This window comes from Lactococcus taiwanensis, assembly GCF_014905395.1.
Lineage (GTDB): Bacteria > Bacillota > Bacilli > Lactobacillales > Streptococcaceae > Lactococcus > Lactococcus taiwanensis.
In genome coordinates this window covers 129,316-148,122 of sequence record NZ_BNDT01000004.1, presented here as the reverse complement: position 1 = coordinate 148,122, position 18,807 = coordinate 129,316, and the positions used below count along the sequence as shown (strand labels likewise).

Below are 18,807 nucleotides of genomic sequence, written 5' to 3'. Positions count from 1 at the left end.
GAAAAATGATAGGGTTACCATTGCTGCTCTAATCAGGATAGGTTTTCTTAATTTAAGTTGCCAAATCAAGTGAATTGCGGTATGATAGAGGGGAAAAAAGTGCTTGAAATTGGAGAATAAAATGGGTGAAAATATAGAAGAATTAAAGAAAGTAACGGGCTTGATTCATTCAACAGAGTCCTTTGGTTCTGTTGATGGTCCGGGTGTGCGTTTTATTATCTTTATGCAAGGATGTCGGATGAGGTGCAAATACTGTCACAATCCTGATACATGGGCTTTAAAATCTGATAAGGCAACAGAACGCACGGTTGAAGAGGTCATGGAAGAGGCGCTTCGTTTTAGAGGTTTTTGGGGTGAAAAAGGGGGAATCACTGTTTCTGGTGGTGAAGCCCTCTTGCAAATTGATTTTGTGACAGCCCTCTTTAAGTATGCTAAATTATTGGGGATTCATACAACGCTAGATACTGCCGCCCAACCCTACCTTACGGATAAGCACGTTACCGAACGGATTTCAGAATTACTGGACTATACGGATTTAGTATTGCTAGATATTAAAGAAATCAATCCGGAGCGTCATAAAGAGTTGACTGCTCATAAAAATGATAACATCTTGGCTTTTGCACAATATTTATCTGACCGCGGAACTGCAGTATGGATTCGACATGTCCTTGTTCCTGGTGAATCTGACCACGACGAAGACTTAATAAAACTGGGTGCCTTTGTAAAAACCTTGAAGAATGTTTTGAAATTTGAAATTCTACCTTATCATACGATGGGCGAATTTAAATGGCGAGAACTTGGTTGGAAGTACCCGCTTGAAGGGGTTAAACCACCAACTAAAGATCGCGTTAAGAATGCCAAAACATTAATGGATACCGAATCCTATCAAGCTTATCTTGAGCGGATCCGTTAAAGAGAGCAGCTTTTTGAGCTTGCTCTTTTTCTATTTTCTTGACCCATATTATTTGAAGCGCTCTCATAAAAATGAGATAATGATAATAATACAAAAAGAAAGGGCTCCTGTAAATAAAATTTGCAGAAGAAAAGGAAAGAAAATGTTAGAAAAACGGCGTGAAGAACTTTTTGAACTCCATGAAGTCTTAAGCAATCATGATGAGCTGATATGTGATGAAAAGCATCCTGTCCGAGATAACGAGAAGGAAGCAGTCAACGCGGTAGAGGCTTAAAAACAGGATTCTAGATTTACTGACGGCTCTGTCAGCAAAACAAGGGGCATCAGTTTGTCCATAAATATAAAGAAAGCGTGCGTGTTGGCGCTTTTTTTGGTATAATTTAAAAGAATATCGTCCGCTTTATGCGAACAATGTCGAACATTAAGTAATGACTTGGTGTTTTATAAAAATTTTTAACAAATGAGGTAAAAAAATGTCTGATAAAATTCTCGTCTTCGGTCACCAAAAACCCGATACTGATGCAATTGGCTCATCTTATGGTTTCTCATACTTGAGTAATCACCGTCCAAATGGTGCGCTCAATACCGAAGTTGTAGCTTTAGGTACGCCTAATGAAGAAACGCAATTTGTCTTAGACTATTTTGGAGTTGAAGCACCACGTGTTGTCAAATCTGCTAAAGAAGAAGGCGTGGACACAGTGATTTTGACTGACCATAATGAGTTTCAACAATCAATTTCTGATATTGAAGAAGTTACGATTTTTGGTGTGGTTGATCATCACCGTGTAGCTAACTTTAATACAGCAGCACCTTTGTTTATGACTGTTGAGCCTGTTGGTTCGGCATCATCTATTGTTTACCGTAAATTCCTTGAGGCTGGTGTTGAAATTCCAAAAGATGTTGCTGGACTTTTACTTTCAGGTTTGATTTCTGATACTTTACTTTTGAAATCACCAACGACTCACGTGACAGACCACAAAGTGGCTGAAGAATTGGCTAAAATTGCTGGTGTAAACCTTGAAGAATACGGCCTTGCGATGCTTAAAGCTGGTACAAACTTGTCTAATAAATCAGCTGAAGAATTGATTGACATTGATGCTAAAACTTTCGAGTTAAATGGTTCAAAAGTACGGATTGCTCAAGTTAATACAGTGGATATTCCTGAAGTTTTAGAACGCCTTTCAGATATTAAAGCTGCTATTAAAGATTCAATGGTTGCAAATGGATATGATGACTTTGTCTTTATGATTACTGACATCGTTAACTCAAATTCTGAAATCATTGCCTTGGGTGCACATCCTGAAAAATCAGAAGCAGCCTTTAACTTCACTTTGGTTGATGACCATGCCTTTCTCGCTGGTGCTGTTTCACGTAAAAAACAAGTAGTACCACAATTGACAGAAAGCTTCAACGCTTAATGACGATTAAAGTCTACAATGAAAATCGCCTGACCCGCCAGCCTTTTTTCAAAGCTTTGATAGAATATTTAGCAAAACATGATGAAGTCATGCTCAGACAGATCCATAAAGATTTTGCTGATGTAAAAAATATTGATCGGCAGATTGACTCATTTATTGCTGCTGGATTAATCTTACGTTCTGATAAACGTTATTCACTAGGCTTTCATATTTTTAATGATAGTGAGTTTGATTGGGAAACTTTAAAAGACAAAATTGCTGAACCGCAGAAAAACAGCTACGAAGCTCCAATTTTTATTGAAAAAGCGTCACGGATTGAAAAGTTATTAGCTCAAAGCATGCTTTATCAAGCTTTACCTAATCAAACGAATCAAGTTATCTTGAATTTCGTGACCTCTTTTTCTTACAAAGAAGATCCACAAAATACTGAAATTCCACAGACACTTGCCAATTATTTTGATAAAGTAGCTAAGAATTTACCTTTGACTCCCTTGGAAAAAGAGGTTTATCAAATGATTGGCGATGTTGACCCAGAATATGCGCTTAAGTATATGACGACTTTTCTCTTGAAATTTATGCGTAAAGAGGTTGTCAAATCTAAACCAGATATTTTTGTCAATGTGCTGGAGAAATATAAGGTTATTGAAAAAATTTCAGAAAAAGAATACAAATGTCTTTTGAAATTTTCAGAACAAGTGATTCCAGAGCAGAAATTTACTGATGCTAAATCTTTTATAATTGCTCAAATTCAACAAAATAAAGCTATTGAGCCATTTATCTCACTTGGAGAAAAATAGGCTATTAGAATAAATTTAAGGAGAATCAATGAAGTACGAAAAACTGTTACCACGTTTTCTTGAATATGTTAAAGTAAATACACGTTCAGATGAAAACAGCACAACAACACCTTCAACTCAAGCGCTCGTTGAATTTGCTCACAAAATGGGCGAAGACATGAAAGCACTTGGACTTAAAGATGTTCATTATCTGGAGTCCAATGGTTATATTATTGGGACTATTCCTTCAAATACTGATAAAAATGTCCGTAAAATTGGACTTCTGGCTCACTTAGATACCGCTGATTTCAACGCAGAGGGTGTTAACCCACAAATTTTGGAAAATTATGATGGTGAATCTGTGATTAAACTCGGCGATACTGAGTTTACACTTGATCCAAAAGATTTCCCAAATCTGAAAAACTACAAAGGTCAAACTTTGATTCATACTGATGGCACAACTTTGCTTGGTTCAGATGATAAATCGGGTGTGGCTGAAATCATGACTTTGGCCGACTATCTTTTGAATATCAATCCTGATTTTGAACATGGGGAAATTCGTGTGGGATTTGGTCCTGATGAAGAAATTGGTGTAGGTGCTGATAAATTTGACGTCGCTGACTTTGATGTTGACTTTGCTTATACTGTAGACGGTGGACCTCTTGGAGAACTTCAATACGAAACTTTCTCAGCAGCTGGTGCAGTGATTGAATTTCAAGGTAAAAATGTTCACCCAGGTACAGCTAAGAATATGATGGTCAATGCTTTGCAATTGGCTATTGATTACCACAATGCACTTCCAGAATTTGACCGTCCTGAAAAAACAGAAGGGCGTGAAGGCTTCTTCCATCTTTTGAAACTTGAAGGAACACCAGAAGAAGCACGCGCTCAATATATCATTCGTGACCATGAAGAAGGTAAATTCAACGAACGTAAAGCGTTGATGCAAGAGATTGCAGATAAAATGAATGCTGAACTTGGACAAATTCGTGTCAAACCTGTGATTAAAGACCAATATTACAATATGGCACAAGTCATCGAAAAAGACATGTCCATTATTGATATTGCCAAGACAGCTATGGAAAATCTGGACATCACGCCTGTGATTGAACCAATTCGGGGCGGTACGGATGGCTCAAAAATTTCATTTATGGGTCTTCCAACACCTAACCTTTTTGCCGGTGGTGAAAATATGCACGGACGTTTTGAGTTTGTGTCACTTCAAACCATGGAAAAAGCAGTGGATACACTTCTTGAAATCATTCGCTTGAACAACGAAGTTTCAAAATAATAAACGAAAAAAATTTGAGCATTGAAGCTCATACAGAGATTAAAACAAGTCGCTCGGTCGGATTTTGTACACCAAATTCCTACCTAGCGGCTTGCTTTGTTGTTAATCTGAAAAATTCAGACTAATCCCTACTTTTCGCTATAGTTCTGTTACTGTCATAATTATTTTTCTAAATCGTAAAATCAAAAGATGATTTTTTAGAACGCACTATCAGCATATTTATTACTGACAGAGTCGTCAGTAATAAATATATTGCTTATAACATTTAAAAATTAAGAAGAACGTTTGGGCGTTCTCAAATAAGAAAGGAAACCTTATGTCAAAAGATACAAAAGGTAAACTCTCGCTCGTAGGTCTGTCGCTCATGATCTTTACGACTGTCTTTGGCTTTGGAAATATTCCAGTAGCCTTCTATCAAATGGGATATGGTGCCATACCGTGGTATATTATCGGTGCTCTGCTCTTTTTCCTTCCCTTTGCCTTTATGGCAACCGAGATGGGCTCTGCTTTTAAGGACGAAAAAGGCGGTATCTACTCTTGGATGAGTAAAGCAGTCAATCCAACTTTTGCTTTTGTTGGTACTTTCATGTGGTATGCCTCTTACGTAATCTGGATGGTTACCGTTGCAAATAAAATATTAATTCCTTTGGTAAATCTTATTTTTGGTAACTCTGATCATACTCCTTCCCTACTGTGGATTTCAGTAGCTGCTGTAATCTGGATGGCTTTAGTAACCTTTATGGTTTCTAAAGGGGTAGATACGATTAAAAAATTCACTTCTGTCGCTGGGATTGCCGTCCTTTCTTTGAATATTATTTTGATTCTTGGCGCTATTATTGTTCTTATTGCCAATGGTCATCCCGCAACTCCAATTACGCTTTCGGCCTTTGCTTCCTCGCCTAATCCAACATTTGATGGTAGCGCAGTAGCCTTTATTGCCTTTCTTGTCTTTGCCATCTTTGCTTATGGTGGTGTAGAATCTATTGCAGGTTTGGTCGATCAAACACATGAACCAGAAAAAAACTTTCCTCGTGGGATTATTACCTCAGCTCTCGTTATCGCTGTCGGGTACTCCGTTGCCATTTTGAGTGTTGGATTCTTTGTGGACTACAACCAATGGATTCCAGCAATTAAAGCTGGAACGATGAATCTTGGAACTGTCCCTTATATGCTCTTACAAAATCTCGGACAAGCTGTGGGTCAAGCCTTTGGTATGTCCAGCTCAGGAGCAGATCTTCTTGGAGGCATTTTTGCGCGTTACATTGGCTTATCAATGTTACTCGCTTATATGGGTGCATTCTTCACTCTTACTTACAGCCCAATCAAACAAATTATTGCAGGAACACCAGAAAAACTTTGGCCAGGTAAACTTGGAAAACTTGACAAAGACGGTATGCCAAAATTTGCAATGTGGATCCAATTTGCTATCGTAACGCTAATTATCATTTTGAACTTTTTGACCTCTCAAGGTGGTGCAAGTGAATTCTTCTTGATTTTGACTTACATGGCGAATGTATCAATGACACTGCCTTATATCTTTATTGTCATTGCTTATTGGTTCTTCAAGCGAAATAAGAGCATCAATAAACCTATTGAATTTTTCAAATCTCATCTTGTGGCGACTTGTTTAACTATTCTTGTGTTGATTGTCGTTATTGGGGCCAATTTCTTTACCATTATCCAACCGATTGTTAATTACGTGCAGTTGCCAGCTGCAGCTCAGACCGCTCAAGCTGTAAGAGAGACCGTTACATCAGTCGTTTCAATGATTGGTGGACCAGTTATTTTCGGTATCATTGCTTACTTCATGATGCATCATTACCAAAAAAACAATAAAGAATAAAAAGTTGGACTTTAGGTCCAGCTTTTTATTCTTCTCTTAAATAAGAGTTCATAAGCACCAGAGTTTTGTTTTTGTTATAATGAGAGGAAGATACCATTCAAAAAAACAAAGGATGAAAGATGCGATTACAAGAAAAAATTTCGATTCATTTTACTGAACTGACCAAAACAGACCGAAAAATTACCGGACAGCTAATTGAAAAACCTGAAATTCTTATTCAACATTCTGTGCAAGAAGCAGCCAACCTTTTGGAAGTGTCCCCTGCTGCCATCATGCGTGTCGCTAAGAAATTAAAATATAGAGGCTTAGCTGAGTTTAAACAATCTCTAGAAATCTATCAGTCGGAAATGCAAAATAAAGAAGAGAAAAATGAAACTCATAACTTTTCAAAATCAGTAATCTCCGGCTTTAAGAGTCAACTTGATGCCATCGAAAAAAGTGTATCTGAAAAAGACTTAGAAAAAATCGTCGATTTGGTAAAAAAAGCAAAAGTGACGCGCGCCTTGGGGATAGGCTCATCTGGACTTTCTGCCGAACAATTTGTTTATTCATTACTTTATCAAGATCATTATATGGAAGCTGTGACCAGTCGTACCAAGATCTTTTACTTATCAAGGATTCTTACCGCCGATGATGTTCTTATCATTTTTTCGGTTTCTGGTAATAGTGAAGCTTATTCAGAGATTATTGAACGCTCTCAAAAAACGGGAGCAAAACTTGTGTTTATTACCATGAATCATGATAAAAAATTAAAAGAAGCCGCAGAAGTAGTGGTAGTTCTACCATCAAATATCACGGATTTTTCAGTTTCTCATCACCTCCAACAATTAGATAATCGTTTCGCATTTTATATTTTTTCCTCCATGTTAGCTGCCTATATTGACAATGGAGAACTCGATTGATGAAATATATTTCAAATTTAAAATAGACATTGAAATATATTTCTGTTTATGATATACTTCTTTTGTAGAGTAATTTATATATTTTATAAAAGGAGGATTTCCATGAATAAGTTTATGGAGGTTTTATCGGAAAAAGTTTTGCCTGTCGCTACAAAGATTGGGGCAAATAAGTATCTCATCACGTTGCGTGACGCCTTTATGGTTTCTTTTCCGTTAACGATGTTTGGTTCCTTGATTGTGGTTTTCAATAATCTCCCCTTCTGGCCAGACACGCTAAAGAATAATTTTGCTAACTTATTTGGTAATGGGCAAAGTGCAACGATGTCCATCATGACCGTTTTTGTCACTTTAGCTATTGGATATTACTGGGCGAAAACCGAAGAAGTTGAAAGAATATTTGGCGGAGTAGTTGCCCTGGCTTCTTTCCTTATTCTAACCCCATTTACGGTATTAGTGACCGGTGCCAATGGGAAATCAATCGAAGGCACGGGTTTACTGAGTCTAGATCGTCTCGGAGCAAAAGGAATGTTTCTGGGAATTCTTTCAGCCTTCCTTGCTGCAAAGATTTTTGTGTGGTTGACAAAAAAGGGCTACGTCATCAAAATGCCCGATGGAGTGCCACCTGCTGTATCTAAATCTTTTGCCTCTTTGATTCCTGCCCTCGGAACCCTCTTTGTGTTTCTAATCATTAATGCAATTATGGTGGGCGTGTTCACCACAAATCTTCATGATGTCATTTATAATCTGATTCAAAAACCTTTAACAGGGCTAGGCACAGGATTACCAGCGACAATTATTGCTATTTTCCTCGTTCAATTTCTGTGGTTTTTCGGCCTGCATGGTCAGGTTATTGTTAACTCAGTCTTTGAACCTTTTTGGCAAACGAACATGCTTGATAACGCAAGTCTTACTCAACAGGGGACTAATGCCTTGGCAGAACATGGCCATATTGTTACAAAATCCTTTATGGATACCTTCACAGTGGGATTAGGTGGATCTGGATCGACGCTCGTTGTGGTCCTGCTCATGGCTTTTGTGATGAAGCGAAAACAATATAAAGAAGTGGCTAGATTAGCTTTAGCTCCAGGACTTTTCAACGTGAATGAACCAGTAATTTTTGGTCTACCAATGGTAATGAACGTATCACTCTTTATTCCTTGGCTTTTAGCACCAATTGTTTCGGTAGTCATTGCTTATCTTGGTTTTGCTTCTGGACTTGTACCACTAACCACTGGTGCGCAAGTTCCATGGACCATGCCTATCTTTATCTCTGGCTTTTTAGCCACAAACTCTGTGATGGGAGCAGTATTACAACTGGTTCAATTCTTAATTATTGGTTTAATTTGGTTCCCATTCTTAAAGGCGATTGATAACCAAGAAATAGCTTAAAAATAAAAAAAGTTAGTTTTTCCAGTAGGACTTGGAAAAACTATTTTATTAAAGGAGAGTGAAATGAGAGTACAATTTCCAAAAAATTTTTGGTGGGGCGCAGCGACAAGTGGCCCACAAACTGAAGGACGTTTTCAAAAAAAACATGCCAATATGTTTGATTATTTCTATGAAATACAGCCAGAAAGATTTTATAAACATCAAGGGCCAGATACCGCTAGTAACTTTTATAATGACTACAAAAAAGATATACGCTTGATGAAAGAAGCAGGATTAAAAACGGTCCGAACTTCGATTCAGTGGTCTCGCTTAATTGATGATTTAGAGCTTAATACCCTTAACGAAGAAGCGGTGGCTTTTTACAATGCGGTTATCGATGAGTTTATTGCTCAAGGTATCACCCCCATGATGAATCTTCATCACTTTGATTTACCCGTTGAACTTTATCATCGTTATGGTGGTTGGGCATCAAAAACCGTTGTAGATTTGTATGCAGGTTTTGCTGAGCAGGCTTTTAGACTTTTTGGTGATCGTGTCAAAACATGGTTTACTCACAATGAACCACTCGTAGTAGTGGAAGGAGGCTACTACAAACAATTTCATTATCCGATGAAAATTGAGGGGAAAACGGCGGTACAAGTCGCTTATAACTTGCAATTAGCATCAAGCAAGGCAATTGAAAAGTACAGAGCTTTGAAACTTGATGGTCAAATTGGGATGATTTTGAACCTTACCCCTCCTTACCCAGCCACGCAAGAAGCCGAAGATGTCCAGGCCAGTGAGATTGCAGATTTATGGCTTAATCGCATGTATTTGGATGCCTCCGTCAAGGGAAGTTTCCCTGTAAAATTAATAAAACTTCTAGAAAAAGAAGGTGTCCTTTGGGAAACTAGTGAGGAAGAACTTGAAATTATAAAAGCTAATAGAGTGGACTTGTTAGGAGTTAATTTTTATCATCCTAATCGGGTACAGCGTCCGCGCTATTCTGCTAATTCTTTAGCCGTTGACTTTGTACCGGATAAATTTTGGCAACCCTATGAAATGCCAGCTTGCCGTATGAATGTGGATAAAGGCTGGGAAATTTATCCGAAAGCCCTCTATGATATTGCAAAGGATATTCAAGAAAATTATGGGAATATTGATTGGTTTGTCTCTGAAAATGGTATGGGTGTATCCAACGAAGAACGCTATGTAAATGAGCAAGGGGTCATTGAAGATGACTATCGGATTCAATTTATTAAAGAGCATCTCTATTGGCTCAATCGTGCTATGGAGGAGGGAAGCAACTGTCTAGGCTATCATTTGTGGACTCCAATTGATTGTTGGAGCTGGTTAAATGCCTATCGCAATCGATATGGACTTATTTCTACAAATATTCATACGCAAGAAAAAAAATTAAAAAAATCTGCATATTGGTTTAAAGAAGTTTCTCAAACATGTAGCTTTGAGGTAGATGAAACGATCTTGTCAGGCGATTGATAAGCTTTGAAAAGAAAAAATGAGATAGAAATATCTCATTTTTTGTTATTAAAATTTTGAATTACTTGGATAAATTCTTGCCCATATTTTTTGAGCTTGATAGGGCCCACTCCACTGATAGATAAAAAACTTGTTTCGTCTTGAGGCGATTTTTCTGCCATATCTTTCAGACTACTGTCAGAGAAAATCATAAAAGGAGGTACTCCCTCGTCCTTTGCAACTTCTAGACGAAGGGTACGCAAGTGATCAAAAAGTTTGGAATTAAAGTTGTCCCCAGTTTCATTCTGAGCAACTGTGACAAAGGGAGCACGTCTAAAAACAGTCAAATGGCCTCGTAAAACCTGATGACCCTCAGTTGACACAAATAATAGAGGAAATTTTCCAGGTGTGACTTGGAGATAACCTTCGGCTACCAAGAAGTCGATCAACTCTCCTACATTTTTTTGTGAGTGTTGTTTCATAATCCCAAAGGTAGAAAGTTGTTCAAACTTCCATTTGGTTAAATTTTTATTTTTAGAACCAACGAGAACTTGTGCAACCATTGTTTTTCCAAAGCGCTCACCCATCCTTATAACACAGGAAAGTACTTTTTGGGCGTCTACCGTAATATCTAATTGTTCACGGTCGTCTAAGCAATTCGTACATTTTCCACAATTTTTACCTTCATCACCAAAATATTGGAGAATATAACGTTGAAGACAAGTTTCAGAATGAGTATAAGCTTGCATTTGACGTAGTTTTTCATAGGCCTGTTCCTTGTGTTGCTCATCCCCATCACCCTGCTCGATCAAGAAGTTACGAATCCTTAAATCATTAGGAGAGTAGAGGAGGATAGCGTCGGCTTCCAAACCATCACGCCCTGCCCGCCCAGCTTCTTGATAGTAACTTTCAATCGTAGCAGGCATACCATAATGGATAACAAATCGAACATTTGGTTTATTTATTCCCATTCCAAAAGCATTGGTCGCAACCATCAGTGGAATTTCATCAAACAGAAATTGCTCTTGGTTATGTTGACGTTCGCTTTCACTAAGGCCTGCATGATAACGTACAGCAGGAAAATTTTGGTTGTTGAGCCAAGTGTAAACTTCATCTACTTCTTTACGTGTGCTGGCATAGATAATACCAGCACTCAAAGCTTCCTGCGCGTGAAGATATTTTTTTAAAAAAGAGCGTTTTTCTATTCCCTTGACTACTTCAAAATGCAGATTTTCTCTGAGAAATCCTGTTTTGACGGTGTGGTTAGCAGAAATTGATAATAGCGTTTGGATATCGCTTGTTACTTGAGGTGTAGCCGTTGCTGTTAAAGCTAGCACAGTGGGCTGAGTGGGCAGACTCCTTAGATGGTGAGCAAAATTGAGATAACTGGGACGAAAATCATGCCCCCACTGCGAGATACAATGAGCCTCATCGATGGCAATCAGGTCAAGGGGAAGACTTTTTACAAAGTGATTAAAGGTTTCAAGTTCAAAACGTTCCGGGGCAACAAAGAGAATCTTGATGTGACCTTGGAGAACTTGTTGCATGCGTTCTTTGCTTTCTTGTTCGTTGAGTGTAGAGTTAATAAACGTCGCTGGAATACCCGTGATATTGAGTTGGTCCACCTGATCTTTCATTAGACTAATCAACGGAGAGATCACAAGCGTTATTCCAGATTGAATTACAGCTGGAAGTTGATAACAGATAGACTTGCCAGCTCCAGTGGGGAGAATGCCTAAAGTGTCGCGGTTCGATAGGACTTGTTCAATAATTTGTTTTTGACCAGCACGAAATTTTTCATAGCCAAAGACTTCTTTTAATTTTACTTCTAAATTCATCTTGTTTCTATTATACGTGAAAAGTTGTAGAAATAAAAAATTAAGCTAATTTAATTTATGTGAAAAAATACACAAAAATACTTGTATTACATTTATTAAGATGATATAATAAATGAGTGAAAATGAATGCGCTTGCATTATACAAAGACAAAAGGAGACTTTCAGATGAAAGCAGCAGTAGTACGTCAAAATCCAGATGGATATGCAGATGTTATCGAAAAAGAACTTCGCCCAATTCGTGCGAATGAGGCACTTCTTGATATGGAATATTGTGGGGTTTGCCATACTGATCTCCATGTTGCCGCAGGGGATTATGGAAATAAAGCAGGTACCGTCCTTGGGCATGAAGGAATTGGTATTGTGAAAGCAATTGGAAGTGATGTCACTTCTCTCAAAGTTGGGGATCGCGTGTCTGTTGCTTGGTTCTTTGAAGGTTGCGGACACTGTGAATACTGCGTATCTGGTAATGAAACATTCTGTCGTGAAGTTAAAAATGCTGGCTACTCAGTCGATGGTGGTATGGCTGAGCAAGCTATTGTCGTGGCTGATTATGCGGTGAAAGTTCCTCAAAATTTAAGTCCGATTGAAGCCAGCTCGATTACTTGCGCTGGTGTAACCACTTATAAAGCCATCAAAGTTTCAGGCGTGAAACCAGGAGAATGGCAAGTTATCTTTGGTGCTGGTGGTCTTGGAAATTTAGCCATTCAATACGCTAAAAATGTTTTTGGTGCAAAAGTGATTGCCGTAGATATCAATCAAGATAAATTGAACTTGGCTAAAGCGATTGGAGCAGATGTCATAATCAATTCAGGAGAGAAAGATCCTATAGCTGCGATTAAAGAAGTCACTGGAGGATTGGGTGCTCGATCTTCTATCGTATGTGCTGTTGCACGCGTGGCTTTTGAACAAGCTGTTGCTTGTTTGAAACCCATGGGTAAAATGGTGGCGGTTGCCTTGCCTAATACAGACATGACGTTGTCTGTCCCAACCACTGTTTTTGATGGTGTTGAAGTTGCGGGTTCTTTGGTGGGAACTCGGTTGGATTTAGCTGAAGCTTTCCAATTTGCAGCTGAAGGGAAAGTGAAACCTATCGTTGCGACACGTCGACTTGAAGAAGTGAATGCTATTATTGATGAGATGAAAGCAGGAAAAATTGAAGGCCGCATGGTCATTGATTTTACAAAATAAAATAATTTAAAAAAGAGGCGATCCTATGGATGCAGAACATTTAGTGAATTATTCTAGCGAAGAATTTGACACCCTTTCCCAATTTCAACAAGAAGAAATTACGAATAATTTTAAACAAGCGATCTTGTATAAAATGAAAGAAAAAAAGCTCAATATTGATGAAATTAGTGAAGAAGCAGGTTATACTGCACATGATTTGTCGGCACTTTTGAACTCTGACACAGTCAATTATGAGACCCATGCGGAACTTCAGCGGCTTCTCGTAGTGGTGAATCATTTTGTCAAATAACTTTTAAGTTAAAAAAAGGCTCCTTAAGGAGTCCTTTTTTTATAAAGAAGTGTTTGAAAGTTGCTCTTTTTTGCTTTGTGCTTACTGACCACACCGTCAGTGACTTTATAGAGCTTGCTCAGCAGCTTTTCGATCACCAATATAAGGTTCACGCTTACCATTAAGGAGTTGAAACTGATCAGCTCCCTTGCCGGGAATAATGACTGCATCATCACTGTTTTTTGTTGCTTTTATCGCTTTGGCGATGGCAAGGGCCCGATCACGCTCAAATTCTAGTTTGCGACTGACCTGGCTTGCGATTTCGTCAGCAATATTTTGGGGATCTTCATAATTGGCATCGTCGGTCGTCAATATCACTTCAAGCCGAGGGTGATGCTCAATAACTTGACCAAAATCCTGACGACGACTTTCGCCTTTATTTCCTGTCGAACCAAGGACCATAAGGAGGCGCCCTGTATGATGACGCTCTACGACTTGGACAAGATTTTCAAGCGAAACACCATTATGAGCATAATCAATATAAATATGTGCGCCATTTGAGGCAGTCAGCAATTCCATCCGACCAGGAACGATAGCGTTTTGTAAACCACGTCGGATTTGTGCTGGGCTAGCGCCAAGGGCTTGAGTAGCTAAGGCAGTTGCCAAAGCATTTTCCTGATTGAATCGTCCAAGTAAACGAATATCAAATTCACCACTGACAGCTCCGTCAGTAACAAAATGTAAGCCTGATGAGGCGGTAATAACATTTTCTGAGCCTTCACCGTAAAAAACGTGAGGTATAGCCCGTGCGAGCAATTCCTCTTGAATGATGCCAAAGTGTTTCATCTCATGATTGGCTACAAAATAGCGGGAGTTGCGTAAAAGTTGTCGTTTACAATAGAAGTAATCCTCTAAAGTTGGATGCTCAACTGGTCCGATATGATCGGGGAAAATGTTTAAAAAGACACCTACATCAAAGGTTAAACCGTAGACACGCTCTGTTTTATAAGCTTGACTGGAAACTTCCATCACGAGATGGGACATGCCATTTTCGACTGCCTTGGCCATCATCTCTAGCAAATCAAGACTTTCAGGAGTGGTTAATTCAGATTTGAAATAATTATGACCGTCTAGCGTTGTTTGAGCAGTAGAGAGAAGGGCTGTTTTGCCACCATTCATTTCATCAAGGATGGCCTTGCCAAAATATGCCGAGGTAGTTTTACCTTTTGTCCCAGTCAGTGCGAGGATTTTGAGCTTTTCTTGCGGATAGTCAAAGAAAGCTGCAGCAATAAGTGCCATTGCTCTTTTGACGTCGGTCACAATAATTGCTGGAATAGACATTTCGTAGTCGAACTCTGAAACATAAAAAGGGGCGGATAGGTTGGTCAAATATTCTTTTTTAAAGTTGAGGCCTTTTGCAAAGAAGAGTGTATCTGCTGTGGTTTGACGTGAATCGTAGGAGAGCTGTTCAAACACGACCTCTTTGTCCCAGTTAAAATAATATTCACCAGCTGCGGAAATTTCACGAAAATTGTTATCTTTTTTAAGGATTTCTAAAATCTGTTCAAGTTTAATCATGATCAAAATTGCCCTCTATCGTGGCGCACACGATGCCTTTCTAATGGAGAAGGAGTTAAAGGGCTGTTGCCCTATCTCTCTTATTATAGCATAAGCCAGCAATAGCCGCATCTTTGTTTTAGGCTCGCTTAGGTATTTTACTTTAGAATAATTCAATAAAGTGCTAAAGTTAAAGGACAAATATCGTTATATTATTGTCAAAAAAGCCAAGTTAGGGTAAAATGGAACAATGGAAGATTCAGAAAAAATAATGAACCCGGGCTTACAGCCTGGTAAGACGGCTGCAAAGTCGAAAGATCAGATGCTCTCAGGTACTGCATGGCGTACAGGTGCAGATATGATTGGTAAGATTTTGGGTGTTATCTATATTATCCCATGGTATGCTTGGATGGGGAAGTTTGGTAACGAAGCCAACTCTCTCTTTAGCATGGGGTATAACATCTATGCGCTCTTTTTACTTATCTCAACTGTCGGGATTCCTGCAGCAGTTGCTCGCGAGGTAGCGCGTTATAATACTTTGGAAGATCCTAATATGGCTTATCGTCTCGTGCGACAAATGCTAGGAGTGATGGCAATATTGGGAGTGGTTGCTGCTGGTTTAATGTTTTTCCTATCTGGTCCCCTCTCCACTTTGGTTGGCGGAAAGGACAGCGCAGATTTAATTCCAGTGATGAAGAGCCTTGCGCTTGCTGTTTTAATATTCCCTTCGATGTCGGTCATTCGAGGTTATTTCCAAGGTCTCAATCAGGTCAAAGCTTATGCCATGAGTCAATTGCTTGAGCAAGTGGTCCGTGTAATCTGGATGCTTGGGGCAACTTTTGCTATCATGAAACTTGGCTCCCATAACTGGCAACACGCCGTTACTCAGTCGACAACTGCGGCTTTTGTTGGGATGCTTGGTTCTTATGCTGTTTTATTCTTTTACCTTTACAAATCTGGTAATATGAAGGAACTCCTGCACCCAGGCCCTGCCAAATCGAAAATTAATGCCTTAGAGATATTGAAAACGACGATGCATACAGCGATTCCTTTCATCGTCATAGGATCAGCCATTCAAATATTTAAGATTATTGATAACTCAACCTTCATGAACATGATGCCTTGGGTCACAGACTATAGCCATAACGAATTACTGGCGCTAATGAGTTATTTTTCTGCCAACACCGATAAGTTGACGATGGTTTTGTTGGGTGTGGCTTTAACCTTAGGGTCTGTATCTGATCCCCTTATCACTGAGCACTATGTAAAGGGGAACCGGCGTGAGCTGGCGACGTTGATTGGCTATAATTTTCAACTTTATGTGGGCTTTATGTTGCCAGCTGTTATTGGGATGGCCTTACTGACAAAGCCTATCTATACACTTTTTTATCAGGTCCCTTCTAGTTTGCAATCACATCTATTTGTCTTTGCTATCTTGCAAAGCTTCTTGTTAGGGCTGTATATGCTTGTCTATCCACCACTAACAGTGATGGATCATAAACGTCTAGCGATGCGCTTCTTTACAATTACTTTGATTGTGAAAGTTGTCTTGCAGACCCCAATGATTTTGCTCTTCCATAGTTACGGTCCGCTTCTTGCGACAACAATTTCATTCTTGGTAGGAGTTATCCTCTTCATTAGAAAACTCCATGAAATCACTCATTTTTCAATTAAAAACACAGTACGAGGTATACAAGGTGCGGCTTTATTAACACTTTTCATGAGTGTAGTGGTCATCCTTGTAGAAGTTATTTTGGGCTTGATTTTTGGAAAGACCCCAGGTCGCACCGGCTCAGCAATTATTACCTTGATTGCTGGGGGAGCAGGATTCTACACTTATCTTTGGTTTGCTGCACAGCTCGGCCTTTTAGAAAAATGGTTTGGTCCCAGAGGCCTGACACTCCGAAAGAAATTACACATCTAAAATATCTGAAAAGTACTGACCAGCTGATCAGTACTTTTTTTCTGAATTTTCTATTAAATTTGTATAACCAAAATTACCAGACTGTGTTATAATGTAGAAAATAAAAAATTCTGGAGGAATGATATGGTAAGAATTCAAGATGATCTCTTTGCTGCAGTAAATGCTGAATGGCTAGAAAACGCTAAAATCCCATCGGATAAACCGCGGATTTCTGCTTTTGATGAACTCGTTTTAAAAAATGAAAAAAATCTTGCAGCAGATTTGACGGAGCTGTCAGCAAACTTACCGACAGATAATGCTGAATTACGTGAAGCAATCAAGTTTTATAATAAAGCAGGAGATTGGGCAGCACGTGAGCAGGCGGACTTTACAGCAGTCAAAGCCGAGTTGGCTAAGATACAAAATTTATCAAACTTTGAGGATTTCCAAGAACAACTGATCAACCTCGTCTTTCATTCACAAGCTCCCTTGCCCTTTGCTTTTGGTGTTGAGCCTGATATGAAAGACGCCGTCCATTATGCCTTAGGTTTTTCAAGCCCTGGGTTGATTTTGCCAGATACGACCTATTATGCAAAAGAGCATCCACGCCGCAGTGAACTCTTGGATTTCTGGGCTAAAAACTCAGCAGAAATCTTAAAGGTCTTCGGAGTAGAGGAAGCAGAGCAAATTGCTGCTGACGCAGTGAAATTTGATGCACTTTTGGTCCCATCAGCAAATACATCTGAAGAATGGGCCAAATATGCAGAATTATACCACCCTGTGGCTACTGACGCGTTCGTCAGCCACATCAACACGATCGAATTTAAAGGTTTTATTAAAGAACTTGTTCAAGCCGAGCCACAAAAGATTATCGTTTACGAAGACCGTTTTTATGAAACTTTTAATCAGTTAGTGAACGAAGAGAATTGGGCTTTAATTAAAGCTTGGATGCTTACCAAAGCTGCACGTCGTGCAACCTCCTTTCTTACCGAAGAGCTACGTGTACTTGGAGGTGCCTATAGTCGCCTTCTATCAAATGTTCAAGAAGCTCGCAGTCAAGAAAAACATCAGTTAGATCTCACAGAAACATACTTTAGTCAAGTTATTGGTCGTTTTTATGGGGAAAAATATTTTGGTGCAGCAGCAAAAGCAGATGTAGAGCATATGGTTTTTGCGATGATCAAAGTCTATCAGGAACGTTTGCGTAACAATGACTGGCTCAGTCAGGAAACAGCAGCAAAAGCCATTGAAAAACTCGATGCCATTACCCCCTTTATCGGTTATCCTGATCATCTACCAGAAGTTTACCGAAAACTCAAAGTGGGTGAAGGGACATTATATGAAGACGCCGTATACTTTGATGAAGTCTTAACTGCTCGTTTGTATGAAAAATTCAATGAGGATGTAGATAAAACGACATGGCACATGCCTGCGCATATGGTCAATGCTTACTATAGCCCAGATAGCAATACAATTGTTTTTCCAGCAGCGATTCTTCAGGCTCCTTTCTATGATTTGAATCAATCTGCTTCTCAAAACTATGGAGGAATTGGTGCTGTGATTGCCCATGAGATTTCTCATGCCTTTGATAATAATGGTGCGCAATTTGACCAATATGGAAATCTTAATAAATGGTGGCGTGATGAAGATTACAAAGCCTTTGAAGAAAAACAACAAGAAATGATTGCCCTATTTGATGGCGTAGAAACCGATGCTGGTCCCGCTAACGGTAAACTCATTGTCTCTGAAAATATTGCCGATCAAGGGGGCATCACAGCGGCTCTAACTGCTGCTAAACGAGAAAAAGATGTTGATTTGCAAGCTTTCTTTAGCCAATGGGCAAAAATTTGGCGCATGAAAGCCAGCACCGAGTTTCAGCAAATGCTTCTTTCAATGGACGTACACGCCCCTGCGAAACTCCGTGCAAATATCCCTCCTACTAATCTAGAAGAGTTTTATGAGGCTTTTGATATTCAGCCTAATGATAAAATGTATCGTAAACCAAGCCAACGATTAAAGATTTGGTAAGTAATAGGGAACGGTAAAAATAAAAAGAGTGGTTT

The 18,807-nt window shown here is 39.1% G+C and carries 15 protein-coding genes; 13 read left to right on the top strand and 2 right to left on the bottom strand.

From position 1 onward, the window contains the following. The first annotated feature begins 121 nt into the window (after positions 1 to 121). From pflA to JKP71_RS06285, 9 genes are all read left to right on the top strand, one after another. Entirely contained in the window at positions 122 to 913 is a 792-nt protein-coding gene (pflA, locus tag JKP71_RS06320) for a pyruvate formate-lyase-activating protein (RefSeq protein ID WP_200407428.1), read from the top strand. Positions 914 to 1,055: 142 nt separating this feature from the next. Then, positions 1,056 to 1,187, top strand: a complete 132-nt coding sequence (locus JKP71_RS09615; protein WP_267905517.1) for a hypothetical protein — start codon at positions 1,056 to 1,058, stop codon at positions 1,185 to 1,187. Positions 1,188 to 1,386: 199 nt separating this feature from the next. After that, positions 1,387 to 2,331, top strand: a complete 945-nt coding sequence (locus tag JKP71_RS06315) for a manganese-dependent inorganic pyrophosphatase (protein ID WP_200407427.1) — start codon at positions 1,387 to 1,389, stop codon at positions 2,329 to 2,331. Further along, the gene (locus JKP71_RS06310) at positions 2,331 to 3,128 is read left to right on the top strand and encodes a DUF1803 domain-containing protein (RefSeq protein WP_200407426.1); all 798 of its coding nucleotides are present in this window, start codon (positions 2,331 to 2,333) and stop codon (positions 3,126 to 3,128) included. Before JKP71_RS06315 ends, JKP71_RS06310 begins: the two co-directional genes overlap by 1 nt. A gap of 28 nt (positions 3,129 to 3,156) precedes the next feature. Further along, complete coding sequence (pepT, locus tag JKP71_RS06305; protein ID WP_075525260.1) at positions 3,157 to 4,398, top strand: peptidase T; 1,242 nt, start codon at positions 3,157 to 3,159, stop codon at positions 4,396 to 4,398. Between the two features lie 316 nt (positions 4,399 to 4,714). Continuing rightward, positions 4,715 to 6,241: a glutamate/gamma-aminobutyrate family transporter YjeM gene (yjeM, locus tag JKP71_RS06300; protein ID WP_075525259.1), complete on the top strand. Its 1,527-nt coding sequence runs from the start codon at positions 4,715 to 4,717 to the stop codon at positions 6,239 to 6,241. A gap of 119 nt (positions 6,242 to 6,360) precedes the next feature. After that, complete coding sequence (locus JKP71_RS06295) at positions 6,361 to 7,143, top strand: MurR/RpiR family transcriptional regulator (protein WP_200407425.1); 783 nt, start codon at positions 6,361 to 6,363, stop codon at positions 7,141 to 7,143. Positions 7,144 to 7,245: 102 nt separating this feature from the next. Then, positions 7,246 to 8,532, top strand: coding sequence for a PTS cellobiose transporter subunit IIC (celB, locus tag JKP71_RS06290; RefSeq protein ID WP_200407424.1), 1,287 nt, complete (start codon positions 7,246 to 7,248; stop codon positions 8,530 to 8,532). A gap of 63 nt (positions 8,533 to 8,595) precedes the next feature. Further along, a complete protein-coding gene (locus tag JKP71_RS06285) occupies positions 8,596 to 10,011 on the top strand; it encodes a glycoside hydrolase family 1 protein (RefSeq protein ID WP_200407423.1) in 1,416 nt (471 codons plus the stop codon). A 35-nt stretch (positions 10,012 to 10,046) separates the two neighbouring features. On the opposite strand, the gene recQ is transcribed toward JKP71_RS06285, so the two are convergent. Then, positions 10,047 to 11,828 carry a DNA helicase RecQ gene (gene recQ / locus JKP71_RS06280; RefSeq protein ID WP_200407422.1) on the bottom strand — a complete coding sequence of 594 codons (1,782 nt, stop codon included), beginning with the start codon at positions 11,826 to 11,828 and terminating at the stop codon, positions 10,047 to 10,049. Positions 11,829 to 11,993: 165 nt separating this feature from the next. Here recQ and adhP point away from each other — a divergent pair, with 165 nt between their 5' ends. Beyond that, positions 11,994 to 13,016 carry an alcohol dehydrogenase AdhP gene (gene adhP / locus JKP71_RS06275; RefSeq protein WP_200407421.1) on the top strand — a complete coding sequence of 341 codons (1,023 nt, stop codon included), beginning with the start codon at positions 11,994 to 11,996 and terminating at the stop codon, positions 13,014 to 13,016. Between the two features lie 25 nt (positions 13,017 to 13,041). After that, positions 13,042 to 13,305, top strand: coding sequence for a hypothetical protein (locus tag JKP71_RS06270; protein ID WP_200407420.1), 264 nt, complete (start codon positions 13,042 to 13,044; stop codon positions 13,303 to 13,305). A gap of 105 nt (positions 13,306 to 13,410) precedes the next feature. On the opposite strand, the gene JKP71_RS06265 is transcribed toward JKP71_RS06270, so the two are convergent. Then, entirely contained in the window at positions 13,411 to 14,862 is a 1,452-nt protein-coding gene (locus JKP71_RS06265; RefSeq protein ID WP_200407419.1) for a UDP-N-acetylmuramoyl-L-alanyl-D-glutamate--L-lysine ligase, read from the bottom strand. Between the two features lie 229 nt (positions 14,863 to 15,091). Here JKP71_RS06265 and JKP71_RS06260 point away from each other — a divergent pair, with 229 nt between their 5' ends. Together JKP71_RS06260 and pepO are read left to right on the top strand one after the other, a co-directional pair. Continuing rightward, entirely contained in the window at positions 15,092 to 16,765 is a 1,674-nt protein-coding gene (locus tag JKP71_RS06260) for a putative polysaccharide biosynthesis protein (RefSeq protein ID WP_200407418.1), read from the top strand. 123 nt (positions 16,766 to 16,888) lie between these two features. Then, positions 16,889 to 18,772, top strand: a complete 1,884-nt coding sequence (pepO, locus tag JKP71_RS06255) for an endopeptidase PepO (protein WP_200407417.1) — start codon at positions 16,889 to 16,891, stop codon at positions 18,770 to 18,772. Positions 18,773 to 18,807: the final 35 nt, after the last annotated feature.

Excerpts from the sequence above, each read along its gene's own strand:
- pflA (WP_200407428.1), top strand. The coding sequence starts at position 122 with ATGGGTGAAAATATAGAAGAATTAAAGAAAGTAACGGGCTTGATTCAT.
- JKP71_RS09615 (WP_267905517.1), top strand. The coding sequence starts at position 1,056 with ATGTTAGAAAAACGGCGTGAAGAACTTTTTGAACTCCATGAAGTCTTA.
- JKP71_RS06315 (WP_200407427.1), top strand. The coding sequence starts at position 1,387 with ATGTCTGATAAAATTCTCGTCTTCGGTCACCAAAAACCCGATACTGAT.
- JKP71_RS06310 (WP_200407426.1), top strand. The coding sequence starts at position 2,331 with ATGACGATTAAAGTCTACAATGAAAATCGCCTGACCCGCCAGCCTTTT.
- pepT (WP_075525260.1), top strand. The coding sequence starts at position 3,157 with ATGAAGTACGAAAAACTGTTACCACGTTTTCTTGAATATGTTAAAGTA.
- yjeM (WP_075525259.1), top strand. The coding sequence starts at position 4,715 with ATGTCAAAAGATACAAAAGGTAAACTCTCGCTCGTAGGTCTGTCGCTC.
- JKP71_RS06295 (WP_200407425.1), top strand. The coding sequence starts at position 6,361 with ATGCGATTACAAGAAAAAATTTCGATTCATTTTACTGAACTGACCAAA.
- celB (WP_200407424.1), top strand. The coding sequence starts at position 7,246 with ATGAATAAGTTTATGGAGGTTTTATCGGAAAAAGTTTTGCCTGTCGCT.
- JKP71_RS06285 (WP_200407423.1), top strand. The coding sequence starts at position 8,596 with ATGAGAGTACAATTTCCAAAAAATTTTTGGTGGGGCGCAGCGACAAGT.
- recQ (WP_200407422.1), bottom strand. The coding sequence starts at position 11,828 with ATGAATTTAGAAGTAAAATTAAAAGAAGTCTTTGGCTATGAAAAATTT.
- adhP (WP_200407421.1), top strand. The coding sequence starts at position 11,994 with ATGAAAGCAGCAGTAGTACGTCAAAATCCAGATGGATATGCAGATGTT.
- JKP71_RS06270 (WP_200407420.1), top strand. The coding sequence starts at position 13,042 with ATGGATGCAGAACATTTAGTGAATTATTCTAGCGAAGAATTTGACACC.
- JKP71_RS06265 (WP_200407419.1), bottom strand. The coding sequence starts at position 14,862 with ATGATTAAACTTGAACAGATTTTAGAAATCCTTAAAAAAGATAACAAT.
- JKP71_RS06260 (WP_200407418.1), top strand. The coding sequence starts at position 15,092 with ATGGAAGATTCAGAAAAAATAATGAACCCGGGCTTACAGCCTGGTAAG.
- pepO (WP_200407417.1), top strand. The coding sequence starts at position 16,889 with ATGGTAAGAATTCAAGATGATCTCTTTGCTGCAGTAAATGCTGAATGG.